This window comes from Saccharopolyspora sp. ASAGF58 (assembly GCF_012277335.1).
Taxonomy (GTDB): domain Bacteria; phylum Actinomycetota; class Actinomycetes; order Mycobacteriales; family Pseudonocardiaceae; genus Saccharopolyspora; species Saccharopolyspora hattusasensis.
Genome location: NZ_CP040605.1, coordinates 4,653,129 through 4,668,752 on the forward strand (window position 1 = coordinate 4,653,129; position 15,624 = coordinate 4,668,752).

Annotated in this window: 11 protein-coding genes, 1 tRNA gene and 2 pseudogenes; 8 read left to right on the top strand and 6 right to left on the bottom strand. The window is 67.1% G+C overall.

What is annotated here, in order from left to right; translation table 11 throughout:
• Window positions 1-150 precede the first annotated feature (150 nt).
• A complete protein-coding gene (locus FDZ84_RS22335; protein ID WP_168587495.1) occupies window positions 151-1,596 on the top strand; it encodes an aldehyde dehydrogenase in 1,446 nt (481 codons plus the stop codon).
• A gap of 153 nt (window positions 1,597-1,749) precedes the next feature.
• Here the strand turns inward: FDZ84_RS22335 and FDZ84_RS22340 are convergent, their stop codons facing one another.
• Entirely contained in the window at window positions 1,750-2,412 is a 663-nt protein-coding gene (locus FDZ84_RS22340) for an integrase core domain-containing protein (protein ID WP_246868346.1), read from the bottom strand.
• Here FDZ84_RS22340 and FDZ84_RS22345 point away from each other — a divergent pair.
• A pseudogene (locus tag FDZ84_RS22345) lies at window positions 2,408-2,677 on the top strand (transposase); the annotation flags it as partial. The gene FDZ84_RS22340 and the pseudogene FDZ84_RS22345 overlap by 5 nt on opposite strands.
• Here the strand turns inward: FDZ84_RS22345 and FDZ84_RS22350 are convergent.
• Window positions 2,664-2,978: a hypothetical protein gene (locus FDZ84_RS22350; RefSeq protein WP_168587497.1), complete on the bottom strand. Its 315-nt coding sequence runs from the start codon at window positions 2,976-2,978 to the stop codon at window positions 2,664-2,666. The pseudogene FDZ84_RS22345 and the gene FDZ84_RS22350 overlap by 14 nt on opposite strands.
• A gap of 216 nt (window positions 2,979-3,194) precedes the next feature.
• Window positions 3,195-3,268 (bottom strand) — tRNA-Leu (locus FDZ84_RS22355).
• Between the two features lie 163 nt (window positions 3,269-3,431).
• Here FDZ84_RS22355 and FDZ84_RS22360 point away from each other — a divergent pair.
• Together FDZ84_RS22360 and FDZ84_RS22365 are read left to right on the top strand one after the other, a co-directional pair.
• Window positions 3,432-4,819 (top strand): annotated as a pseudogene (locus FDZ84_RS22360) (amino acid permease).
• A 116-nt stretch (window positions 4,820-4,935) separates the two neighbouring features.
• Complete coding sequence (locus FDZ84_RS22365) at window positions 4,936-5,547, top strand: ANTAR domain-containing response regulator (protein WP_093273187.1); 612 nt, start codon at window positions 4,936-4,938, stop codon at window positions 5,545-5,547.
• Between the two features lie 213 nt (window positions 5,548-5,760).
• On the opposite strand, the gene FDZ84_RS22370 is transcribed toward FDZ84_RS22365, so the two are convergent.
• Entirely contained in the window at window positions 5,761-6,150 is a 390-nt protein-coding gene (locus tag FDZ84_RS22370; protein WP_371812911.1) for a PaaI family thioesterase, read from the bottom strand.
• 124 nt (window positions 6,151-6,274) lie between these two features.
• Between FDZ84_RS22370 and polA the strand changes: the two genes are divergently transcribed.
• From polA to FDZ84_RS22385, 3 genes are all read left to right on the top strand, one after another.
• Window positions 6,275-8,965, top strand: coding sequence for a DNA polymerase I (gene polA, locus FDZ84_RS22375; RefSeq protein ID WP_168587498.1), 2,691 nt, complete (start codon window positions 6,275-6,277; stop codon window positions 8,963-8,965).
• 253 nt (window positions 8,966-9,218) lie between these two features.
• A complete protein-coding gene (locus FDZ84_RS22380) occupies window positions 9,219-9,629 on the top strand; it encodes a VOC family protein (RefSeq protein WP_168587499.1) in 411 nt (136 codons plus the stop codon).
• 451 nt (window positions 9,630-10,080) lie between these two features.
• Window positions 10,081-11,511 (top strand): hypothetical protein, encoded by a 1,431-nt coding sequence (locus FDZ84_RS22385; RefSeq protein WP_168587500.1) that lies wholly within the window; start codon window positions 10,081-10,083, stop codon window positions 11,509-11,511.
• A gap of 163 nt (window positions 11,512-11,674) precedes the next feature.
• Here FDZ84_RS22385 and FDZ84_RS22390 read toward each other — a convergent pair whose 3' ends face one another.
• The gene (locus tag FDZ84_RS22390) at window positions 11,675-12,607 is read right to left on the bottom strand and encodes a GNAT family N-acetyltransferase (protein WP_168587501.1); all 933 of its coding nucleotides are present in this window, start codon (window positions 12,605-12,607) and stop codon (window positions 11,675-11,677) included.
• 142 nt (window positions 12,608-12,749) lie between these two features.
• Entirely contained in the window at window positions 12,750-13,604 is an 855-nt protein-coding gene (locus tag FDZ84_RS22395) for a class I SAM-dependent methyltransferase (protein WP_168587502.1), read from the bottom strand.
• Between the two features lie 299 nt (window positions 13,605-13,903).
• Here FDZ84_RS22395 and rpsA point away from each other — a divergent pair, with 299 nt between their 5' ends.
• Window positions 13,904-15,403, top strand: a complete 1,500-nt coding sequence (gene rpsA / locus FDZ84_RS22400; protein WP_168587503.1) for a 30S ribosomal protein S1 — start codon at window positions 13,904-13,906, stop codon at window positions 15,401-15,403.
• Window positions 15,404-15,624: the final 221 nt, after the last annotated feature.

A 15,624-nucleotide genomic window follows, 5' to 3' on the forward strand; every position in this document is an offset into this window, starting at 1 on the left:
TGACGGCGTGTTCGAGCGTATCTAGAGTAAGAGATAATTGGACTGTAATCCAAACTAAGAGGTCGCGGCACAACTCCTGTTGAGCATCGATGCTGGCGTGCGTGCCAGTGTTTCATCGGCGGATACGGGACCTAGATGTGGAGGTCCACCATGACGGTCAACCATGAGCACCTGTTCATCGGCGGTTGCTGGGTGAAACCCGGTAGCGACAATACGATTGCGGTTACTTCGGCTAGCACCGGGGAGGCCTTGGGGCGCGTTCCCGAGGCTAGGGAACTCGATGTCGACCTTGCGGTAGCGGCCGCTCGCAAGGCATTCGACGATCCGTCTGGCTGGGCCTCGTGGTCACCCGTGGATCGGGCAGCGGCAATGGAGAGCCTGGCCGCTCAGTTCGAAGACCGTGCAAAGGAATTTGCACATCTGGTGAGTTCTCAGAACGGTATGCCGATCACGATCTCAGAGCAGATCGAATCTCGGTTCGCGGTGATCCTGACCCGGTACTTCGCTGAATTGATTCGCGGTATTCCGCTACAGGAGGAACGGCCGCACCTGTTGGGCGGTACCAGCACCATCAGAAAGGAGCCGGTCGGCGTGGTCGCAGCCATCGCGCCATGGAATTTCCCGCAGTCGCTTGCGGCATTCAAATATGCTCCTGCTCTCGCTGCAGGGTGCACGATCGTGCTAAAGCCGTCCCCGGAGACGGTTCTCGACGCCATTCTGCTTTCCGAAGCGATCGAAGCATCGGACATCCCACCAGGTGTGATAAACATCGTGCCCGCCGGGCGCGAGATTGGCGCGTACCTCGTTCAGCACCCTGGGATCGACAAAGTCTCCTTCACCGGTTCCACCGCTGCGGGGCGGCAGATCGCCGAGGTGTGCGGGCGGCTGCTGCGACCTGTCACCCTCGAGTTGGGTGGCAAGTCGGCGGCGATCATCCTTGACGACGCCGACTTGGACCTTGAAAACATCGGCGAGAACCTGTTCGCCGCGACTCTACTGAACAACGGTCAAACCTGCTATCTGTCCACTCGGATTCTCGCGCCCAGTTCCCGTTACGACGAGGTGGTCGACCTGTTCGAAGCCTTTGTGTCCTCGCTCACCGTGGGTGATGCCCTTGACCCGGGCACGCAGATCGGGCCTGTGGTCAGCGAGCAGCATCGCGACCGGGTTCAGGGGTTCATCGCAAGCGGTCTCAAGGATGGCGCACGGCTGGTTGCCGGCGGCGGGCGGCCGGTGGGCAGGGATCGGGGTTGGTTCGTGGAGCCGACCATCCTGGCTGATGTGGACAACCGATTCAAGGTTGCACAGGAGGAGATCTTCGGTCCGGTTTTGTCAATAATTCGCTATGAGGACACGGACGATGCCGTTCGCATCGCGAACGATTGCTCTTACGGGCTCGGCGGTACCGTCTGGACCATGGACCCCGACCGGGGCCGCGGTGTCGCAGAACGGATGCGGACGGGCACGGTTGGACTGAACCGGTACTTCCCCGACCCTGGGTCTCCGTTCGGGGGTGTGAAGGCTAGCGGCATCGGTCGTGAGCTCGGCCCTGAAGGGTTGGGTGCCTACCAGACGCTCAAGACCATCTATGCCTGACTCGCCACTTCGCGGGCAGGGTTCTGTCCCTGGTTGCGTGATCAAGTAGTGCTCCCGGCTGGTGGTTCGGCGGTTAGGCGCAGCAGTATTCGCTTGCGTGCAAGGAGAAGCTCGCCCTTCCGAACATCTGGCGTTTGATCATTTTGACTCGGTTCACGTGGCCTTCGACCGGCCCGGAGTTCCAGGACAGGCTAATGCCGGCAGCGACCGCGTCGTGGTCTTGGCGCAGACCGCGGGCGAAGCTGCGAGAGGTGCAAGCCCGGTGGCCTCGGCCTGCTCGATCCAGCAGGTCAGGCTGTCTCCGTCGCGGGTGTCCATCATGGCTGCGAAGGCGCGCACGCTGGTGCGCGTGGCGTCCAGTTCGGGGCAGCGGGCCAGGACCTGCTTGAGCTGGCGTTGTTCGTCCTCGTCCAGGTTGTCTGGCTTGCGGATGATCCAGCCGGCGGCCTGCCGCACGCTCGGGCCGTCGGGGACGGGCGGGACGTGCTGGCACTGCCGGCGTCGGATCCAGTCGATCTGGGCAGGGAAAGGGATCACGTTCGGTTCGTCTTCGGGAGCACGCAGAAGCATCCCGTCGCCTTGGTGGCTGCGTCCGGCGTTGTGATGGGCGACGTAGGCGTCGAGCACGTGGTGTAGGTGGCGTTCTCCGGTGATGAGGATCCGGTCGGTGCACTCTCTGCGGATGGAGCCGGTCCAGCGCTCGGCGAAAGCGTTTATCTGCGGGGCTTGCGGTACGGTTTGCACGATCTCGATGCCTATGGAGGCGAAGACCGCGTCGAAGGCGGCACCGAACTTCGCCTCACGGTCGCGAGTCATCGCAGACACCGTCACTCGCCGCGCGCCGAACGCGATCCGTAGCGCTGACCCGTTTCACGTGGTCGCCTGGGCCACCGATGTGTTGGATGACGAGCGGCGACGGGCCTGGAACGACGCCCGTGCCCTGGCCCGCGCTGAAGGCACACGCGGCCGGGGACGCCCCTGCAAGGATGCCCCGGCGCGGCCGGGGACGGAGAAAGCCAAGAAGCTGAAAGAATCCCGCTACGCGTTGTGGAAGAACCCCGAAGACCTCACCGAAAACCAATCATAAACTTTTCGAGTCGATTGACGGTGCATTCGCGAAGAAGTAGGTGTCCGATTTCCGGAAAGACATGCTTCTCTAGTCTTCCCTTGTAACGGTCGTATGTGGTGCCTCGCCGGCGAGTCTGGATCTGGTCGAGGTAAAGCTCTGCGGCATCCTTGAAGCGCGTGTCGGAGTAGAGTTCGGTCTGCTGGCTGACTAGCTTGCCGAGCGCTTCGCGCAGACTCCGCCGTGCCTTCTTTCCGCTGCTGCTTCGGCGCTCCATTTGTCGAGTGACACCGTCATGCACCCGGTACTTGGCCATGGCACGCCAACTGATGATCTTCGTCCCGGTGGGGATCTCCGCCTCGGGGACTTACTCGCCGTCGACTTTGCCGTGGATCCGGATCGAGCCCCAGGTGCCAAGCGGAAGTGGAGGGCGAGCCATGATCATCTCCCAAAAAGATGGGTTTAGGATGAATGATCTATGGTTGCGCAAAACAGCAGGTCAGCTCCACGTGCGCTGACCTGCACTGATGCGTGCCCCCGGTGCGACTCGAACGCACACTGGACGGATTTTGAGTCCGCTGCCTCTGCCGATTGGGCTACGGGGGCTTACCCGATCAGCATACGCGACTCGTGATCAACCGCTTCCGTCAGGGGTGTGCGTCGCGTCATCGCGTGGTTTGTCCCGGTTCGGGACCTTGGTGGTGGCGATCTTCGCGAGTTAGGTTCACAGCGTCTACTCCGGGTGACTGGTCGAACACGGGGGGTCGCGATGGTCGACGAAACCAAGGTCGAGTCCGCTGCGGGCGGTGCCGAGGACGCCGGGCTGCGGCGGAGCCTGAAGAACCGCCACCTCCAGATGATCGCGCTCGGCGGCATCATCGGCGCCAGCCTGTTCATCGGTAGCGGGGCGGTGATCTCCACCGTCGGGCCCGCGGCCGTGCTGTCGTACGCCGTCGGCGGATTGATCGTCGTGCTCGTGATGCGGATGCTCGGCGAGATGGCGACCGCGGCACCGACGCTCGGGTCGTTCATGGAGTACGCGCGGACCTCGTTGGGCAACTGGGCGGGGTTCACCATCGGCTGGTTGTACTGGTACTACTGGGTCGGCGTGGTCGCCTTCGAGGCCGTCGTCGGTGCCGAGTTGCTCAACCCGTTGGTGCCGTCGTGCCGCAGTGGGTCATCTCGCTGTTGCTGATGCTGTTGCTCACCGCCACGAACCTCGTTTCCGTGCGGTCGTTCGGCGAGACCGAGTTCTGGCTGGCGTCCATCAAGGTCATCACGATCGTGATCTTCCTGGTGTGCGGGACGGTTTTCGTGCTCGGACTCTGGCCGGGCGCCGAGTTCTCGGTCGGCAACATCGCGCTCGACGGGTTCGTCGCCAACGGCGGCTTCGCCGTGCTCCACGGCGTGGTCATCGTGGTCTTCTCCTACTTTGGCACGGAGATCGTGACCATCGTGTCCGCGGAGTCGAATGAGCCGGAGCGGGCGGTGGCCAAGGCGACCAAGGCGGTCGTGTGGCGGGTGCTGCTGTTCTACGTCGGTTCGGTGACCCTGCTGGTCATGATCACGCCGTGGCAGGAGATCCCCACCGAAGGCAGCCCATACGCCGCGGCCTTCACCCGGTTCGGGTTACCCGCCGCTGAGGTCGTGGTGAACGCGGTCGTGTTCACCGCCGTGATCTCGGTGCTCAACTCCGGGCTTTACACGGCCTCCCGGATGCTCTTCGCCTTGCAGCGGCGGGGTTTCGCGCCGAGCTGGGTGCGCGACATCAATCGCCGCGGCGTGCCGTGGAAGGCGATCCTGCTGTCCACACTGGTCGGTTACGTTGCTGTTGCGGCAAGTTACGTCTCCCCGGACACGATCTTCTACTTCATCATCAACTCCGCCGGGGCGGTCGCGCTGTTCATCTACGGGATGATCGCGCTCTCGCAGCTCCGGATGCGCCGGCGGTTGGAGCAGGAGGCGCCGGCGCGGCTGAAGTTGAAGATGTGGCTTTTCCCCTACTTGACCTGGGCCACGTTGGTCGTGGTCGTCGTGGTGGTGGTCGCCATGGGTGCCATCGAGGAGGTCCGTTCGCAGCTCACGCTGAGTTTGGTCAGCCTCGCCGGGATCCTGCTGATCTACATGCTGTTCGTGCGGCGGGTGGCGAAGGCTTGATCGACCTGATGTCGCAATGGTCACGTCCCGTGTTTACCTCGGTGTGAAGTTGTAGCCGGTAAGCTGCGGTTTCCGATGCAGACCGCATCGGCGGACCCGAGTTTTGGAGGATCCCGGTGACGACGCCGGCTGCCGAGGACACACGGGAGGCCAAGCCCGTCGAACGTCGCGTACTCGTGGCCGAGGACGAGGCGTTGATCAGGCTTGACCTGGTGGAGATGCTCCGCGAGGAGGGTTACCAGGTCGTCGGCGAGGCCGGGGACGGGCAGGAGGCCGTCCGGCTCGCCGAGGAGCTGCGCCCGGACCTGGTGATCTTGGACGTCAAGATGCCGAAGATGGACGGCATCGAGGCCGCCTCCAACATCGCCGGCGAGCGGATCGCGCCGGTGGTGATCCTGACGGCTTTCAGCCAGCGCGACCTCGTCGAGCGGGCGCGGGACGCGGGCGCGATGGCCTACCTGGTGAAGCCGTTCGCCAAGCGCGACCTGGTGCCGGCCATCGAATTGGCGGTGTCCCGGTTCACCGAGGTGCAGGCGCTGGAGGCGGAGGTCGCCGACCTGACCGAGCGTCTGGAGGCGCGCAAGACCATCGAGCGTGCCAAGGGCCTGCTGATGAACAAGCACAACCTCTCCGAGCCCGAGTCGTTCCGCTGGCTGCAGCGGACCGCGATGGACCGCCGCACCACGATGAAGGCAGTCGCCCAAGCGGTGCTGGAGAACCTCTCCTAGTTCGCCCCCGGCGTGGGCCGCAGGTCAGCGGCCGACGCCGGGAAGCCCAACGATGACCGGCGGCGTCCCACGCCGGTGAAGTGCACGTCGTACCGGTCCTGGATCTTCTCCGGCGCCGACTCCGGTTCCGCCCCGCGAGTCGCTGGTGGTGCCGCCGGGCCCGGCGGGGCCCGCGTTAAGGCTGTTGCTGGACAGTTTTCGCGGGTGACGGAGTCACTGTCCCGGGGGTTGGTCGCGCAGGACGCAGGTCAGCCGCGCCGAGCAGGTGCGCCGATCCTTCTCGTCCGTGATCACGATGTCGAAGGTGGCCGTCGAGCGGCCCCGGTGCACGGGCGTCGCGACGCCGGTGACCACGCCCTCGGTGGCCGCGCGGTGGTGGGTGCACGACAGCTCCAGCCCGACCGCGATCCGGTCCGCGCCCGCGTGCAGGGCGGCGGCGATGGAGCCGAGGGTCTCGGCCAGCACCGCGTTCGCGCCGCCGTGCAGCAGACCGTAGGGCTGGCGGTTGCCCGCGACCGGCATCGTGGCGACCACCCGATCGGGGTCCCATTCGACGATTTCGATGCCCATCCGCTCGGTGAGCTGCTCGTCGGCGTCGTTCATCACCGCGCCAAACCGGTCGTTGTCGCTGGTCATCGCCTCACCGTCGTTGAGCGAAGTCACGCCGGGGCCCTCCCGTCGCCTCGGGTACAAGCTGTCGGAGCTTCAGCCTAGACTCGCCGCCGTGATGCATTCCGAGGACCGACGTCTGCTGCTCATCGACGGCCACTCGATGGCCTACCGCGCCTTCTACGCCCTCCCGAAGGAGAACTTCCAGACCGGCACGGGCCAGCACACCAACGCGGTCTACGGCTTCACCTCGATGCTGATCAACCTGCTCCGCGACGAGCAGCCCACGCACCTCGCGGTCGCCTTCGACGTCTCCCGCAAGACCTTCCGCAGCGAGACCTTCACCGAGTACAAGGCCAACCGCAGCGCCACGCCGGACGAGTTCCGCGGCCAGGTCAGCCTGATCCAGGACGTCCTCGGCGCGCTGAACATCCCGGTGCTGAGCAAGGAGAACTACGAGGCCGACGACGTCATCGCGACGCTGACCACGCAGGCCACCGCGGCGGACTTCAAGGTCTCGATCTGTACCGGTGACCGGGACGCGCTGCAGTTGGTCACCGACGACGTCACCGTGCTGTACCCAACGAAGGGCGTTTCGGAGCTCACCCGCTTCACGCCGCAGGCCGTCGAGGACAAGTACGGTCTGACTCCGGAGCAGTACCCGGACTTCGCGGCGCTGCGCGGCGACCCGTCAGACAACCTGCCGAAGATCCCGGGGGTTGGGGAGAAGACCGTCACCAAGTGGATCCAGCAGTTCGGGTCGCTGGCCGAACTGGTGGACCGGGTCGACGAGGTCAGGGGCAAGGTCGGCGATGCGCTGCGCGAGCACCTGGCGTCGGTGCTGCTCAACCGGCAGCTGACCGAGCTGGTCCGCGACGTCCCGTTGGAGTCGACGCCGGCCGAGCTGGCGGTGCGGGCCTGGGACCGCGACGCGGTGCACCGGCTGTTCGACGACCTGGAGTTCCGGGTGCTGCGCGACCGGCTGTTCGCGACGCTGTCCAGCGCCGAGCCGGAGGTCGAGGAGGGCTTCGAGATCTCCGGCGGCGTCGTGCAGCCCGGCCAGCTGGCGGGGTGGCTGGACAAGCACGCCCGCAACGGCAACCGGGTGGGGCTGGCCTTCACCGGACAGTGGGCCCGGGGGCACGGCGACCTGACCGGTATCGCACTGGCCACCGCCGACGGCAACGGGGCGTTCGTCGACGTCACGGCCCTGACACCAGAGGACGAGCAGGCGCTGGCGGCCTGGCTGGCGGACCCGGCGACGACGAAGGCGGCGCACGACGTCAAGGGGCCGCTGCACGCCATCCGCGACCGAGGCTGGACGATGGCGGGCCTGACCAGCGACACCGCACTGGCGGCCTACCTGGTGCGGCCCGGGCAGCGGTCCTTCGAGCTGCCGGACCTCGTGGTCCGCTACCTGCAGCGTGAGCTGCGCGAGGAGCAAGGCGACGACGACGGGCAACTGTCGCTGCTGGAGGACGAGGCGGAGACCAAGGAGAAGGCCGCCTCGAACGAGCTGGTGAAGGCGCGCGCGGTGGCCGAGCTGGCCGACGCGCTGGACGCGGAGCTGGACCGCATCGACAGCCGCGGGCTGCTCACCGACCTGGAGCTGCCGCTGCTGGTGGTGCTCAGCAAGCTGGAGGGCGCGGGCATCGCGGTCGACTCGGAGCAGCTGGCCGAGCTGGGTGCGCGCTTCGCGGCCCGGGTCAAGCAGGCCGCGCAGGACGCCTACGGCGTGATCGGCAAGGAGATCAACCTCGGCTCGCCGAAGCAGCTGCAGGTGGTGCTCTTCGACGAGCTGGACATGCCGAAGACCAAGCGCACCAAGACCGGTTACACCACCGACGCCGAGGCGCTGCAGACGCTGTACGAGAAGACCGAGCACCCGTTCCTGCAGCACCTGCTGGAGCACCGCGACGCCACCCGGCTGAAGACCACTGTGGACGGTCTGGTGAAGTCCATTTCGGACGACGGGCGGATCCATACCACGCTGAACCAGACCATCGCGGCGACCGGCAGGCTGTCCTCGACGGACCCGAACCTGCAGAACATCCCGATCCGCACCGAGGAGGGCCGCCGGATCCGGGAGGTCTTCGTCGTCGGCGACGGTTACGCCGAGCTGATGACCGCCGACTACAGCCAGATCGAGATGCGCATCATGGCGCACCTCTCCGGCGACGAGGGGCTCATCGAGGCCTTCCGCACCGGCGAGGACCTGCACAACTACGTCGCCTCCCGGGCCTTTGGGGTGCCGATCGGCGAGGTCGGCCAGGAGCTGCGTCGCCGGGTCAAGGCGATGTCCTACGGGCTGGCCTACGGCCTGTCGGCCTACGGGTTGGCGCAGCAGCTGCGGATCTCCGCCGAGGACGCGAAGGCACAGATGGACGCCTACTTCGCCCGCTTCGGCCGCGTCCGCGACTACCTGCGGGAGGTCGTGGACCAGGCGCGCAAGGACGGCTACACCTCGACGATCCTGGGACGCCGCCGCTACCTGCCGGACCTGACCAGCGACAACCGGCAGCGGCGGGAGATGGCGGAGCGGATGGCGCTCAATGCGCCGATCCAGGGCAGCGCGGCCGACATCATCAAGGTCGCGATGCTGGGCGTGCACCGGGCGTTGCGGGACAACGACATGCGTTCGCGGATGCTGCTGCAGGTGCACGACGAACTGATCATCGAGGTCGCCGCCGACGAGCGGGCCGAGGTGGAGCGGCTGGTGCGCGAGCAGATGGGTTCGGCCTACCAGCTGGACGTGCCGCTGGAGGTATCCGTCGGCGTCGGCCGCTCCTGGGACGCCGCCGCGCACTGAGGTCCGCCGTCGGCGGGAACCGTTGAAATTGCGTTGCGGGGCAGTCACGAAGTGGTCACTCATCGGAGTCGGGTCGGTGCAACCCTTTTGAATGGCGGACATCACCGTCGGGTGGCCCCGCCCGAACGCGCGTTGGATCGGTGCCTATAGCCTGCCGTACGCGTTGCCAGGCCCGGACGCATGCGTGCGGGCCCGGCAACGGTGAGGCGCGGACACCCCCGAATCCGCTTCCGCGTCAACCCCGAGGAGGAGCATGATCAGCATCGACAGAGTGGACCACCTGGTCCTCACCGTCGCCGATGTCGATCGGGCAGTGGAGTTCTACGAGCAGATCCTCGGCATGACGCCGGTGGCGTTCCCAGGCGAGCGCCGAGCGGTGAGCTTCGGCGGGCAGACGATCAAGCTGCACGCGGCCAGCGAACTGGTGGAGCCGACCGCGACGCACCCGGTGCCCGGTTCGGCCAACCTGTGTTTCGTCACGGCCAACGCGCTCTCCGAGGTCCAGGAGCACCTGCGCGCCAACGAGGTGCGCATCGAGGAAGGCCCGGTCAGCCGGATCGGCGCGGAGGGCTCGATCACCTCGCTGTACCTGCGCGACCCGGACGGCAACCTGATCGAGGTCGCCCGTTACGACGAGCCCGCCGAGGTGTCTCCCGCCGATTAGCGGATTGGACTCTGCCGCTGGGGCAAAGTCCAGACTGGATCCATGCTGGACTGGGTCCATGCTCGGCATTGGGGATGTCGCGCGGCTGACCGGCCTGAGTGCGAAGGCGCTGCGGGGTCTGCGACAAGCAGGGTCTGCTGAAGCAGGCCGCGGTGGACCCGTGGTCGAACTACCGGTGTGACACGGCGAGCCAGCCGGAGCTGGCGGTCCGGCTAAAGGCGTTGCGCGCGGCCGGCATCGGGCTGGCGGAGGTCGAGCGGGCGTTGCTCGGCCGCGGCCCCGAAAGCTGCGCTGGGCGTGCCCCGAAAAACGCGAGGGGACGTCAGGTTCTTGTCGCTCTGCGCCACCGGGCGCTTCGTATGCGTATTCGCTCATTCGTGTTTTGCACCTGAGTACTACGGTTCCGCTCATTGGGGACAATTCCGTGCTGCTGGCATGGGGTGGGGGAACTGTGAAGGTGGATTTGGCCGCCTCGGAGTTCACGAAGGACACGGTTGAGCTCCTCCAGGGGCAGATAGTTGATGTGCTCAGGTGCCCGGTGGACCTGGGCGATGAGCGGCAGTGGTTGGCGTGGCTGACCGACGAGACGGGCCGGGCGGGGCTGGGCCGGGACAAGTTGGCCACCGCGCTGATCGCGCACTGCCGCGCGAAGGAGGTCGAGCCGCCGGAGCCGAACCTGGCCCGGCAGGTGGCGAGTCGCGCGCTGCAGGACTTCGAAATGCTGCTGTGCCACAGCATCGCGGATCGAATGGGCGATTCGGCGGACCAGTTGGAAACCTTGCTCGCGGGTTCGGAGGAGCGCCAGGAATGGTCGCTCGCCGAACTGCGATCCGAGGTTGGTTCGATGAACCTGAAGAAATTGCTCCTGGAGATCGAAAGCCTCATGTCGCTGCAGGCGTTGGGGTTGCCGACCGACCTGCTGGTCAAGTTGGAGGAGAGCAACGCCGACCACGTCTGGCTGGGCGCGCTCCTCAAGGAGATCGGCAAGCAGACCGCGGTGCAGGCCTTGCGCCTGCCGTCCGATCTCTTCGACGACGTTCCGGCGGAACTCGTGGAGGCGTGGTGCGCGCGGGCGGCCAGCGCGGGTTCCGCGGAGCTCAGGGCGCATCCACGAGCGGTCCGCGTGACCCTGTTGAGTGCGCTGTGCTCGGTGCGGCGCAAGGAGATCACCGATTTACTCGGTCGGGTCCTGGTCGGCCTGCTGCACCAGATCCGGGTACGGGCGGAGCACCGGCTCGGCCAGGAGGCCGCCGACGCCGCGTGGCCGAGACAGACGCGGGACGTGCTCCTGCTCGAACTGGCCCGGGCCGCCCTGGATCGTCCCGACGACACAGTGCGGACAGTGCTGTACCCGATCGCCAGCGAGCAGGAGCTTAGGAAGCTGACGCGCGACAGCGAAGCCCGCGACGCCGTGCGAGCCCGGCGCAAGCGAACGGTGCTCCGCGGCACGTACTCCGCTTACTACCAGCAGATCATCAAACTCCTGCTGGCGGGCCTGGAGTTCCGCTGCCGAGACCTGGGCTGCTGGCCGGTCATGGCAGCGCTCGGCGAGCTGGTCAGCGACTACACCACGTGCTGGGGGCGTGGCCGGTTCTACGACTTCGACCAGAACATCCCGCTGGACGATGTGGTGCCGCCGGAGTGGCAGGACGCAGTCGTGGACAAGCAGGGGCGCATCGAACGCGTCGTCTACGAGCTGTGCGTGCTGCTGTCGCTGCGGGATCTGCTCTGCTCCCGGCGGATCTTCCTCGCCGGGGCCGGCCAGTGGGGAAAGCCCGGAGTGGATCGCCCGACGGGCGGTGCGACCGCGCGTGTCGAGTCCGGGGGACCCCACGCGGTGTCGCACCGCCGCACCGGCGAAATCCTCACCTGGCCCAGCTAGGCCAGACCCCCTGCAGCACTCGGTTCTGGGCCTTCGTTCTCGCAGCATGGCCACCCGCACCGCCACGCGGAGTCTGGGACAAGAGCCCAGAGGGACAGCCGTGGCGACGATTTCCACGCCGAACTCCTCGACTCGCACGGCCGTGCGCCGGCCGCGGCGAGCGTCAGCGCAGCGCGGTTGCCGGGCGCACCTCCCACATCGTCCACAGCGGCCGGTAGCCCTGACGGGGCCAGAACACCGAGGACAACGGGTTGGGCGGGTTGTAGTAAAGGAAGCTGCCGACGGCTCCGGCGCGAGCGAACTCGTTGTGCGCCGTTGCCATCAGTTGTTGGCCGACGCCGGTTCCGCGGAGCTTCTCCTGCACCGACACGCAGTTGACGTACGCCCACGTGCCGGACCGGAGCCGGTAGCTGCCGGGGGACTTAGCGGTGTCCACCCAGCCGCACTCCGCTACCGCGACCGGAGTTCCGTCCTGCTCCGCCAGCCACACGGGATCGCTGGAGTGCAGGCGCACGTGCGCAGCGGTCCGCTTCAGCTGCGGAGCATCGGGTCGGTACGCCGATGTGCCGACCAGAGCGGCGTATTCGAGCTCGGAAAGCGTGAGCTCGACGACGGCGTCCACGTCGGCTGGTCCGGCGCGCCGTATTTTTACGGTACCAGGTAGTTTCGTATATGCGACCGGCGAAGTCGGGCGCACGGCCAAGCAGGACAACGGAACGAAGCCGTGATCCAGGAACGCCCTGGTCGCGGCGGCGTCCCGGCTCGGCCACACGACCATGCAGGACGAGTTCGGGCCAGGCGAGGCGTGCGGCGCCAGCCACTCGCGCCAGGCACCCAGCAGCGCGTCCATGCCCGCCTGCGGCTGCTCGCCGATGATCGGGAAGAGTTCGAACACCTCACCGGCCTGCCAGAGGCTCTGCGCCGACCCCGGCGGATTGGTGTTGCGCGCTACGAGCCCGGCCGCCGTGCCGCCGCCGGCGGTGCGGGTCACGATCGCCTCGCCGTCGGACGGCAGGTGGTGGGTGTCCGGCAGCTGCGGATCCAGCGCGGCGAACCGCGCGAACTGGGCCCGCATCAACTCCTGTGCACTCGCCACGACATCTCCTCAACGCTCGCGCGGACTGTGGTGGTCGGCGATTTCGCGCGAAATCGGCACTTGGCAGGCGTGGGTGGCGGCGATTTCGCGCGAAATCGCCGCTCGCTCCGTTCCCGGCGACGTGCTCGCCCTGCGCGCCCACTCAGCGGTGGCAGACGAAGATCGCGGTGCCGGGGAAGAGGCGTCCACGCAGCGGGCTCCACTGCCCCCACGTCTGAGTGTGCCCCTCCGGCCACTCCGGTTCGACGAGATCGACCAGATGCAACCCGGCGGCGGCCAACTGGCGGACGTAGTCGCCGAGCGTGCGGTGGTGCTCCACGTAGGTGGCCCGGCCGCCGGCGTCGATCTCCACGTACGGGGTGTGGTCGAAGTAGGAGTGGGTCGCGGTCAGCCCGGTCGGCCCCGGATCGTCGGGGAAGACCCACCGCATCGGGTGCGTCACCGCGAAAACCCACCGGCCGCCCGGCCGCAGCACCCGCGCGACCTCCCGGAACACCGCTCCGGCATCGGCCACGAACGGCACGCCGCCGAACGCCGAGCAGGCCAGGTCGAAGGAATCGTCGGCGAACGGCAGGCAGTCCGCGCTGGCCTGCACCAGCGGCACGGCGGTCCCGCTGCGCTCACCGCCCGCGACGGCGTGGCGCAACATCCCGGCCGAGATGTCCAGTCCGACGGGATGTGCGCCCTGGTCGGCCAGCCACCGCGAGCACGAGGCCGCGCCGCAGCCGACCTCCAGCACCCGCTTGCCCCGGACGTCGCCGAGCAGCCCGGCGTCCTGCTCGCGCAGCCGCTCCGGGCACCACATGAAATCGCTGTCGCCGAGGAATGCGCCGTGTTCGGCTTGGTAGTCGTCGGCGTCGGCGTCCCACCACAACCGGCTCGCGCCCCGCGATTCCGCCGCGTCGACAGTGCGTTTGCTCACACCGACCGTGCCCAACAAGTGCTCCGCCGAGATACGCTGGAGCCCGTCGTTCTCCGGCTCGTCGGCTTGTGTCAAGGATTCCCCCTGCCGATAGTGGGTATTGCTCGGACGTGTGCATTGTCGTCGCCCGGAGCCGACCGGTCGTCCAGGCGTACCGCAGTTTGCCCGGCGATCGAGAAAGCGCGTACGATACCGCCCGCGCCGTGGGTCTTCTGTCGGCGGCTCTTCCCTGCCGGGTCGCACCGGCCGAGGAGGTCTGCCGGCGAAGTCGAACTTCCTGGTCCAGCAAGTCAGCTGGCCCTGGCCGGACACCTGGGGCGCGGCAACAATGTAGATCCAGCGACCAAACTATCCGCACCGGAGCAACCCACCTGATGTCCACCGACACCACCACCGTCCCGACTGCAGCCGCCACCAAGCCGCAGGTCGCAGTGAACGACGTCGGGACGGAGGAGGACTTCCTCGCCGCCGTCGACCAGACCATCAAGTACTTCAACGATGGGGACATTGTTGAGGGCACCATCGTCAAGGTCGATCGCGACGAGGTGCTGCTTGACATCGGCTACAAGACCGAGGGCGTCATCCCCTCCCGCGAGCTGTCGATCAAGCACGACGTCGACCCCGCCGAGGTCGTCACCGTCGGCGACTTCGTCGAGGCCCTCGTTCTCCAGAAGGAGGACAAGGAAGGCCGGCTGATCCTCTCCAAGAAGCGCGCCCAGTACGAGCGCGCCTGGGGCACCATCGAGGAGCTCAAGGAGAAGGACGAGCCGGTCAAGGGCACCGTCATCGAGGTCGTCAAGGGCGGTCTTATCCTCGACATCGGCCTGCGCGGCTTCCTGCCGGCCTCCCTGGTCGAGATGCGCCGCGTCCGCGACCTGCAGCCCTACGTGGGCCGCGAACTCGAGGCCAAGATCATCGAGCTGGACAAGAACCGCAACAACGTGGTCCTGTCCCGCCGCGCCTGGCTGGAGCAGACCCAGTCCGAGGTCCGCAGCGAGTTCCTCAACCAGCTGCAGAAGGGCCAGGTCCGCAAGGGCGTCGTGTCCTCCATCGTCAACTTCGGTGCGTTCGTCGACCTCGGTGGTGTTGACGGTCTGGTGCACGTCTCGGAGCTGTCCTGGAAGCACATCGACCACCCGAGCGAGGTCGTCGAGGTCGGCCAGGAAGTCACCGTCGAGGTCCTCGACGTGGACATGGACCGCGAGCGCGTGTCGCTGTCGCTGAAGGCCACCCAGGAAGACCCGTGGCGCCAGTTCGCCCGCACCCACGCGATCGGCCAGATCGTGCCGGGCAAGGTCACCAAGCTGGTGCCCTTCGGCGCGTTCGTCCGCGTCGACGAGGGCATCGAGGGCCTGGTGCACATCTCCGAGCTGGCAGAGCGCCACGTGGAGATCCCGGAGCAGGTCGTCCAGGTCGGCGACGAGGTGATGATCAAGGTCATCGACATCGACCTGGAGCGTCGCCGGATCTCGCTGTCGCTGAAGCAGGCCAACGAGGGCTTCAGCCCCGACTCGGAGTTCGACCCCACCCAGTACGGGATGGCCGCCGAGTACGACAACGAGGGCAACTACATCTACCCCGAGGGCTTCGACGTGGAGACCCAGGAGTGGACCGAGGGCTACGAGAAGCAGCGTGAGGAATGGGAGCGGCAGTACGCCGAGGCCCACACGCGCTTCGAGAAGCACATCGCCCAGATCACCAAGGCCCGCCAGGCCGACGCGGAGGCCGCTGCGGCCGCCGCGGCCGGTGGCGGCGAGGAGCCGACCAGCGGCGGCAACTACTCGTCGGGTTCGGCCGACGAGCAGGACAGCGGCTCGCTGGCCAGCGACGCGCAGCTGGCGGCGCTGCGGGAGAAGCTCTCCGGCGGTGCGTGAGTCTGACGCCTAACGGCTGAGGCACCACGGCCCCGCACCTTCCGAGGTGCGGGGCCGTTCTCCGTTTTCGGGGAGCTCCAGGCTCGTTCGATGTGGCGGCGCGGGATAACCCGTGATGGGTGTGAGGCGAACGGCCCGTTTGTGCCGTCTATTGGCGTGAAGGGGCCGTTCGCGTCGCCCCAGCGTCGCCCAGGTGCACCACCGTCGCACAGCGAGTTCCC

Coding starts and splice junctions, on each gene's coding strand:
- FDZ84_RS22370 (WP_371812911.1), bottom strand. CDS start 6,150: ATGAACGACGCCGACGAGCAGCTCACCGAGCGGATGGGCATCGAAATC.
- FDZ84_RS22350 (WP_168587497.1), bottom strand. CDS start 2,978: ATGGCCAAGTACCGGGTGCATGACGGTGTCACTCGACAAATGGAGCGC.
- polA (WP_168587498.1), top strand. CDS start 6,275: ATGCATTCCGAGGACCGACGTCTGCTGCTCATCGACGGCCACTCGATG.
- FDZ84_RS22380 (WP_168587499.1), top strand. CDS start 9,219: ATGATCAGCATCGACAGAGTGGACCACCTGGTCCTCACCGTCGCCGAT.
- rpsA (WP_168587503.1), top strand. CDS start 13,904: ATGTCCACCGACACCACCACCGTCCCGACTGCAGCCGCCACCAAGCCG.
- FDZ84_RS22335 (WP_168587495.1), top strand. CDS start 151: ATGACGGTCAACCATGAGCACCTGTTCATCGGCGGTTGCTGGGTGAAA.
- FDZ84_RS22340 (WP_246868346.1), bottom strand. CDS start 2,412: ATGACTCGCGACCGTGAGGCGAAGTTCGGTGCCGCCTTCGACGCGGTC.